Raw genomic sequence first — 7,768 nt, 5'->3', positions numbered from 1 at the left:
GTCGTGGCCAACTGTGGCGCGTGGCCGAGGCGCATGCCGAGAACTACTACGACAAGCAAGCTGAACGACGCGGAAGACCAGGCCGAGCGTTTCATGGCCCAGGTGGCCGACAAGGACGCCGGTGACGACGAAGCCATGCACTACGACGCCGACTTCGTTCGCGCCCTGGAATACGGCATGCCGCCAACGGCCGGCGAGGGTATCGGCATCGACCGCCTGGTGATGCTGCTGACCAACTCCCCGTCGATCCGCGACGTGATCCTGTTCCCGCACATGCGGCCGCAAGCGTAAATATGTTGAATAAAAAGCCGCCGCTAACAGGCGGCTTTTTATTGTCTGTGTGGCACTGACGTACTGCTTTTTTCATTTTTATGTGAGAGGAATACCTGTCGTGAACCGTGCAATTGCTCAAGAAGGTGCAGCTGGCATCGCCACTGCGGTCGCTGAAAGCGTTCAGTACCAGGGCCGCAAGGCCAGCCGACAGGGCAGTGAGCAGCGTCGCCAGGATATTCTCGACGCCGCCATGCGCATTGTGGTGCGCGACGGCGTGCGGGCCGTGCGCCATCGCGCGGTAGCCGCAGAAGCCGGTGTGCCGCTATCGGCCACCACCTACTACTTCAAGGATATCGATGACCTGCTCACCGATACCTTCGCCCAATACGTGGAGCGCAGCGCCGCCTTCATGGCCAAGCTCTGGGCCAACAACGAAGGGTTGCTGCGGGAGATGGTCGCCTATGGCGATGGCAGCCCGGATTCTCGGGCGCAACTGGCCGACGACATCGCCCGGCTGACCGCCGACTACGTGCAGCGCCAGCTGCAGAACCGCCGCGAACACCTGATGGCCGAGCAGGCGTTTCGCCAGGAAGCGCTGCTCAACCCGCGCCTGGCGCTGCTGGTGCGTTCCCACCAGCAGATCCTGTTGCAGGGCACTTGCCAGTTTTTCCAGGTCCTGGGTTCCCGCGAGCCGCAACAGGATGCCAAAGTGTTGACGGCTATAATCGGACGGATGGAATATCAGGGCCTGCTCAACGGCGCAGAGCCTCAGGCCGAGGAAGACATGCTGGGGATTCTCACCCGGTACATGCACCTGGTACTGGCCTCGGTGTGACGCCGCCGATGCGCGGCTACCGAGGCTGGGGCTCGACTGCTGATAGGGAGTGTTGAATGAAAGCCTGGCGTGTGCTGATCGCCTTGTCGTTCCTGCTGCTCAGCGGCTGCCTGGTGTCCTTCAAGGAACCCTTGCCGGCCGAGCAGGCCGCGCCCGCGGCGTTGCTGGGCAAGTGGACCAGCAAGAATGCCTGGGGCGAGCCGCTCACCCTGCAGCTGACCCGCATCGGCAACAACCGCTACCAGGCCGTCACCTCCGCCACCGGCAAAGCGCAACGGCACGACACTTACGCATTCACCGTTGCCCGCCATGGCAGCCGCTGGTACCTCTCGGCGGCGGTGCCCCAGGCGCTGGGCGGGCACTTCACCATCGCCGGTTTCGAGTTGACCGACAAACACGAGCTGGTGCTCTATCAGCTCGATCTCGAGCAGATCAACCAGGCCCGCGGGCAGAATACCCTGCAGGGCGCACCGTTCGAGACCGGCGACGGCGACGGCGTGCTGATCGACAGCCCGCTGCCACAGGTTTTTGCCTACCTGGACGACCCTGCCAACTCCGACGTGTTCGTCGAGGCGGCGCGTTTCCAGCGTGCGGGCAAGTAAACTCAACACAGACGTTTTGACAGGAGTTCCGGGTGGACGATTACCAGCAGACGATACGCACCTTGTCCGATCGCATTGTGCTGGCGCAAACGCCGATCCGCGTACTGGATGCGGTGAAGTGGGACGATAACGTCCGCAAAGGTTTCCTCAAGGCCAAGGGCAAGGAAATGCCGGCGGTGGACCGCGCCTATTACGAAGGCCGGCCGCTGTCCTTCGACTCCAGCGCGGTGAAGCTGGAATTCCAGAACATCGAGCGTGACATCACCCGGCAACTGGGGCAGTTCAACCCGGTCGGGCAGATCATGCGGCGCATGTGCAAGGAATACCGCATGGTGGTGCGGATGCTCGAGGCCCGGGGCACCGAGGATTTCGGGCTGATTTCCCAGGAGCTCTATGGCGCGGCTTCCGATGCCTTCCATGCCGGCGATCCGACCCTTTCCGACCTGGGCCTGATGCTCTCGGACTACCTGAACAATATCGACGGCCGCGGCGATCTCAAGGACGAACCCAAGACCCTGAGCGCCAAGGAGGCTGTCAGCCTGCTGCAAGGCCGGCTGAACAAGGTGTTCGGCGAGGCCGAGGAAACCATCCGGGTCTTCGAATCCGACGGTATCGTCGCCGATGCGGCGGCCGGTGCCGACTACATCAAGATCCGCGCCGACGCGCTGTTCAACGACCGCGATGTGCGGGCCCTGGAGGTCCACGAGGGCCTGGTGCATGTGGGCACCACCCTCAACGGCCTGAACCAGCCGATCTGCACTTTCCTGGCCAAGGGCCCGCCCTCGTCGACCGTGACCCAGGAAGGCCTGGCGATCCTGATGGAAATCATCACCTTCGCCTCTTATCCGAGTCGCCTGCGCAAGCTGACCAACCGCACCCGCGCCATTCACATGGTGGAGGAGGGCGCGGACTTCCTGCAGATATTCGAGTTCTTCCGCGAGCAGGGCTTCGAAATGGCCGAAAGCTATGGCAACGCCAGCCGGGTGTTCCGCGGCTCGGTGCCGACCGGCCTGCCATTCACCAAAGACTTGTCCTACCTCAAGGGCTTCATCATGGTTTACAACTACATTCAGTTGGCCGTGCGCAAGGGCAAGCTCGAGCAGATACCCCTGCTGTTCTGCGGCAAGACCACCCTGGAGGACATGCGTACCCTGCGCCAGCTGGTGGACGAAGGCCTGGTGGTGCCGCCCAAGTACCTGCCGGATCAGTTCCGTGACATGAATGCGTTGTCGGCCTGGATGTGTTTCTCCAACTTCCTCAACCACCTGAGCCTGGACCGGATCGAGGCGGACTACTCGAACATCCTGTAACCCACATCCTACAGGCGAATCCTGTTCACCCCCTATCGTGAGGCTTCCAACGGATGAGAATCCTCGGCATGGTCTGCCTGCTGCTGACCCTGAGCGGTTGCAGCTCGCTGCTGTTCTATCCCGAGCGGGGCCTGCCGTTCACCCCGGACAAGGCCCGGCTCGACTACCGCGATGTCACCCTGACTGCCGCCGATGGCACCCGCCTGCACGGCTGGTGGCTGCCGGCCAAGGCTGGGGTGCCGGTCAAGGGCACGGTGCTGCATCTGCATGGCAATGGCGGCAACCTGTCCGGTCATCTCGGCGGCAGCTGGTGGTTGCCGGAGCAGGGCTATCAGGTGCTGATGGTCGATTACCGGGGCTACGGGGTGTCGCAAGGCAAGCCGAGCCTGCCGGCGATCTACCAGGACATCGACGCGGCCTTCCAGTGGCTGGACCGGGCGCCCGAGGTCCGGGGCAAGCCGCTGATCGTCCTCGGCCAGAGCCTGGGCGGCGCCCTGGCCATCCACTACCTGGTGGAACAGCACCCGGAGCGTCAGCGCCAGCTCAAGGCCATAGTCTTCGACGGGGTGCCGGCCAGTTACCGCGAGGTGGGGCGTTTCGCCCTGAGTACTTCCTGGCTGACCTGGCCGTTCCAGGTGCCGCTGTCCTGGCTGGTGCCGGACGGTGACAGCGCGATCAGGGCCATGGCGCGCCTGGATGGCGTGCCCAAGCTGATCTACCACAGCATCGACGATACCCTCGTGCCGCTTTCCAACGGCATCCGCCTGTATCAAGCTGCGCCCCCGCCCAGGGTGCTGCAACTGACTCGCGGTGGGCATGTGCAGACCTTCGGCGACCCGGTCTGGCGCCAGGTCATGCTGCGCTACCTTGACGACCCAGCGCATTTCAACGGCTTGCGCCGCCTGGGCGAAATCCCCAATTACCCTGCACCTTCGAATCCAGATGTAGAACCTCCAGAGAGTCCGCAATGACTGAAGAACGTAACGCTATCCCCCTGATCATCACCGGTATCTGCAGCATCATCGGCACCGTGGCGTGCCTGTGGTACTACGGCTACCTGCACTTCGCCAAGCCGGAAGATGCGTTGCTGCTCAGCGATTTCACCATGCTCAAGACCGTGCCCGGCGAGGACTACAAGGTGTCCCTGGAGCCGGCGGCGCAAGTGGCGCAGTGCGTCGATGGCGTGCTGGTGCTGTTCGACACCGAGCAGAAAGGGCTGACGGGCGTGCTGGTCAACAACAAGAAGCGCGCCGTGCGCTGCATGGGCCAGGAAACCCCGCAACTGGAGCAGTGACCCTGGGCTCCATGCGCCGGATAAAAAAGCCCCGCCGATCATGGCGGGGTTTTTTATTGCGAGAGCCAGTGGTGGAGTGCGCCGGTGGATCAGTGTTGCTGTTCTTCCGCCTGTGCCGACATATCGTGCAGATAACGCCGCGACAGGGCGAGAAAACGCGGGGTAGGGCCGATGTCTTCGTAGAGGGGATCGCCTTCTTCGTCGGTGGCGACCACATGCTGGCCCTGGACATAAGGGAAGCTGGTCTCGAGTTCCTCCAGGGCGGCGCCGATCAGTTCGCCGAGCAGTTCCTCGGTGCTGCGTTTGGGGTACATCTCGGCGATCGCGGCCAGGCGTGCGGCGGCTTCGACGTCCAGATGAATCGCGTAGCCGGTCTTGGTCAGATGACCCTTGGCGTTTTCTTCCCAGTGTTGCGCAAGCTCACGGATTTTCATGGCGACCTCGATGAACACCTGCTTGTGGCAGGGCCTGGTGAGTGACCGGCCTGTGCCGGCGCTAAGCCGTTGTGCGGCGTACTCTTGAGACTAGCTTCATCGCCGGGGCTGTGAAGGCGCTTCGTCGTGCGCCCGCCGGCATGGGCCATGACCGGATGCTCTGGCACGGTGATTGTTGCCAAGCCGGCGCTTGCTAACAGCCCTGTGCTGGCGGCACTCTTGGGGCTTGCCGGGAACCCGAGTCCGCTGGAGAACAGGTAGATGACCGATATTGATGCGCGCTTGCGCGAAGATGTTCACCTGCTGGGTGAACTGTTGGGCAACACCATTCGTGAACAGTATGGCGAGGGTTTCCTCGACAAGATCGAACAGATCCGCAAGGGCGCCAAGGCCGACCGGCGCGGCTCGCTGGATGCCGAGCTCAGCGCCAGCCTCAACCAGCTCAGCGAAGACGAATTGCTGCCGGTGGCGCGGGCGTTCAACCAGTTCCTCAACCTGGCCAATATCGCCGAGCAGTACCAGTTGATTCACCGCCGCGAGGAATCACGGCCGGCGCCGTTCGAGTCGCGGGTGCTGCCGGAACTGCTGGCGCGCCTGCGGGCCGAAGGCCATGGCGCCGAGGCCCTGGCCCGGCAGCTGGGGCGGCTGGAGATCGAGCTGGTGCTGACCGCCCACCCCACGGAAGTCGCCCGCCGCACGCTGATCCAGAAATACGATGCCATCGCCGCGCAACTGGCCGCCCAGGACCATCGCGACCTGACCACCGTCGAACGCGCACAGATTCACACCCGCCTGCAGCGCCTGATCGCCGAGGCCTGGCACACCGAGGAAATCCGCCGGACCCGGCCGACGCCGGTGGACGAAGCCAAGTGGGGCTTCGCGGTGATCGAACATTCGCTGTGGCAGGCTATCCCCAATTACCTGCGCAAGGCCGACCAGGCGTTGCAGGCGGCCACCGGCATGCGCCTGCCCCTGGAGGCGGCGCCGATCCGCTTCGCCTCGTGGATGGGCGGCGACCGGGACGGTAACCCCAATGTCACCGCGGCCGTGACCCGCGAAGTGCTGTTGCTGGCGCGCTGGATGGCGGCCGACCTGTACCTGCGCGATGTCGACCAACTGGCGGCCGACCTGTCCATGCAGCAGGCCAACGCCACGCTGCGGGAGTTGGCCGGCGACAGCGCCGAGCCCTATCGCGCGGTGCTCAAACAGCTGCGCGAACGCCTGCGCGCCACCCGCAACTGGGCCCAGGCCTCGCTGGCTGGTGCCGCGCCGGCGCCGGCGCAGGTGTTAAAGAACAACCGCGAACTGCTGGACCCGCTGGAACTCTGCTATCAGTCCCTGCACGAATGCGGCATGGGGGTGATCGCCGACGGGCCGCTGCTCGACTGCCTGCGTCGCGCGGTGACCTTCGGCCTGTTCCTGGTGCGCCTGGACGTACGCCAGGACTCTACGCGGCATACCGCGGCCATGACCGAAATCACCGACTACCTGGGTCTGGGCCGCTACGGCGACTGGAGCGAAGAGGAGCGCATCGCGTTCCTGATGCGCGAACTGGGCAGCCGGCGTCCGCTGTTGCCCGGTTACTTCAAGCCGTCGGCCGACACCGCCGAAGTGCTGGCCACCTGCCGGGAAATCGCCGCGGCCCCGGCGGCCTCCCTGGGCTCCTATGTGATCTCCATGGCCGGCGCGGCCTCCGACGTGCTCGCCGTGCAACTGCTGCTCAAGGAGTCGGGCGTGCTGCGGCCGATGCGCGTGGTGCCGCTGTTCGAAACCCTGGCCGACCTGGACAACGCCGGCCCGGTGATCGAACAGCTGCTGCTTCTGCCGGGTTATCGCTCACGCCTGCAGGGCCCGCAGGAAGTGATGATCGGTTACTCTGACTCGGCCAAGGATGCCGGCACCACCGCGGCCGCCTGGGCGCAGTACCGGGCCCAGGAAAAGCTGGTGGATATCTGTCGCCAGCAGCAGGTCGAGCTGCTGTTGTTCCACGGCCGCGGCGGCACCGTGGGGCGCGGCGGCGGCCCGGCCCACGCGGCGATCCTGTCGCAGCCGCCGGGGTCGGTGGCGGGGCGCTTCCGCACCACCGAGCAAGGGGAAATGATCCGTTTCAAATTCGGCCTGCCGGACATCGCCGAGCAGAACCTCAACCTCTATCTGGCGGCCGTGCTGGAAGCGACCCTGCTGCCGCCGCCCATGCCCCAGCCGGCCTGGCGCGGCCTGATGGACGAGTTGGCCGCCGATGGGGTGAAGGCCTATCGCGCGGTGGTGCGGGAGAACCCGCAATTCGTCGAGTATTTCCGCCAGTCCACTCCGGAGCAGGAGCTGGGCCGCTTGCCGCTGGGCAGCCGGCCGGCCAAGCGCCGCGCCGGCGGCATCGAAAGCCTGCGGGCGATTCCGTGGATCTTCGGCTGGACCCAGACGCGCCTGATGTTGCCCGCCTGGCTGGGCTGGGAAACCGCCCTGAGCAAGGCCCTGGAGCGCGGGGAAGGGGCGTTGCTGGGGCAGATGCGCGAGCAGTGGCCGTTCTTCCGCACGCGCATCGACATGCTGGAGATGGTGCTGGCCAAGGCCGACGCGGATATCGCCCGTTCCTACGACGAGCGTCTGGTCGAACCGGCCCTGCTGCCATTGGGTGCGCATTTGCGCGACTTATTGTCGCAGGCGTGTTCGGTGGTGCTGGGGCTGACCGGCCAGTCGCAGTTGCTGGCACATAGCCCTGACACCCTGGAGTTCATCCGCCTGCGCAACACCTACCTGGACCCGCTGCATCTGCTGCAGGCCGAACTGCTGGCCCGTTCGCGGCGCCAGGACGGCGCGCAGGACAGCCCGGTGGAACAGGCGCTGCTGGTGTCTGTGGCGGGGATCGCCGCCGGTTTGCGCAACACCGGCTGAGGTATTCGCCGGTGTTTTCAGTGGCTTGGCGGGGAATTGCGGCGGCCGGTCCGAGAGGGCTGGCCGCCGCTGCGAGGCGACACTTTGTTATGGGGTTGCGACGGGCAATACCCCCTCGCCAGGGCATA

8 protein-coding genes are annotated in these 7,768 nt (G+C 65.0%); 7 read left to right on the top strand and 1 reads right to left on the bottom strand.

The features are described 5' to 3' along the window. The 6 genes from ACQKQA_RS17500 to ACQKQA_RS17475 form a co-directional block, all read left to right on the top strand. Positions 1 to 291: amino acid--tRNA ligase-related protein (locus ACQKQA_RS17500; protein ID WP_427560025.1), on the top strand; the 291-nt coding region annotated here is incomplete at its 5' end. Between the two features lie 100 nt (positions 292 to 391). Continuing rightward, positions 392 to 1,108, top strand: coding sequence for a TetR/AcrR family transcriptional regulator (locus ACQKQA_RS17495; protein ID WP_427560022.1), 717 nt, complete (start codon positions 392 to 394; stop codon positions 1,106 to 1,108). Between the two features lie 56 nt (positions 1,109 to 1,164). Further along, positions 1,165 to 1,710 carry a hypothetical protein gene (locus tag ACQKQA_RS17490; protein WP_427560019.1) on the top strand — a complete coding sequence of 182 codons (546 nt, stop codon included), beginning with the start codon at positions 1,165 to 1,167 and terminating at the stop codon, positions 1,708 to 1,710. Between the two features lie 32 nt (positions 1,711 to 1,742). Further along, complete coding sequence (locus ACQKQA_RS17485) at positions 1,743 to 3,020, top strand: flavohemoglobin expression-modulating QEGLA motif protein (RefSeq protein ID WP_427560017.1); 1,278 nt, start codon at positions 1,743 to 1,745, stop codon at positions 3,018 to 3,020. Positions 3,021 to 3,073: 53 nt separating this feature from the next. Then, positions 3,074 to 3,991, top strand: coding sequence for an alpha/beta hydrolase (locus ACQKQA_RS17480; RefSeq protein WP_427560015.1), 918 nt, complete (start codon positions 3,074 to 3,076; stop codon positions 3,989 to 3,991). Beyond that, positions 3,988 to 4,314: a hypothetical protein gene (locus ACQKQA_RS17475; protein ID WP_427560012.1), complete on the top strand. Its 327-nt coding sequence runs from the start codon at positions 3,988 to 3,990 to the stop codon at positions 4,312 to 4,314. The genes ACQKQA_RS17480 and ACQKQA_RS17475 overlap by 4 nt, the downstream gene beginning before the upstream one ends. A gap of 89 nt (positions 4,315 to 4,403) precedes the next feature. Here the strand turns inward: ACQKQA_RS17475 and ACQKQA_RS17470 are convergent, their stop codons facing one another. Further along, complete coding sequence (locus tag ACQKQA_RS17470) at positions 4,404 to 4,748, bottom strand: pilin assembly protein (protein ID WP_427560009.1); 345 nt, start codon at positions 4,746 to 4,748, stop codon at positions 4,404 to 4,406. A gap of 261 nt (positions 4,749 to 5,009) precedes the next feature. Between ACQKQA_RS17470 and ppc the strand changes: the two genes are divergently transcribed. Beyond that, positions 5,010 to 7,640 carry a phosphoenolpyruvate carboxylase gene (gene ppc / locus ACQKQA_RS17465; RefSeq protein WP_427560007.1) on the top strand — a complete coding sequence of 877 codons (2,631 nt, stop codon included), beginning with the start codon at positions 5,010 to 5,012 and terminating at the stop codon, positions 7,638 to 7,640. The last annotated feature ends 128 nt before the right edge of the window (positions 7,641 to 7,768 follow it).

The sequence above is a fragment of the Pseudomonas sp. NPDC089530 genome, assembly GCF_050280705.1.
Classification (GTDB): Bacteria; Pseudomonadota; Gammaproteobacteria; order Pseudomonadales; family Pseudomonadaceae; genus Aquipseudomonas.
Note: the sequence above shows the minus strand (reverse complement) of the source record. Positions and strands in the feature narration are given on the sequence as shown.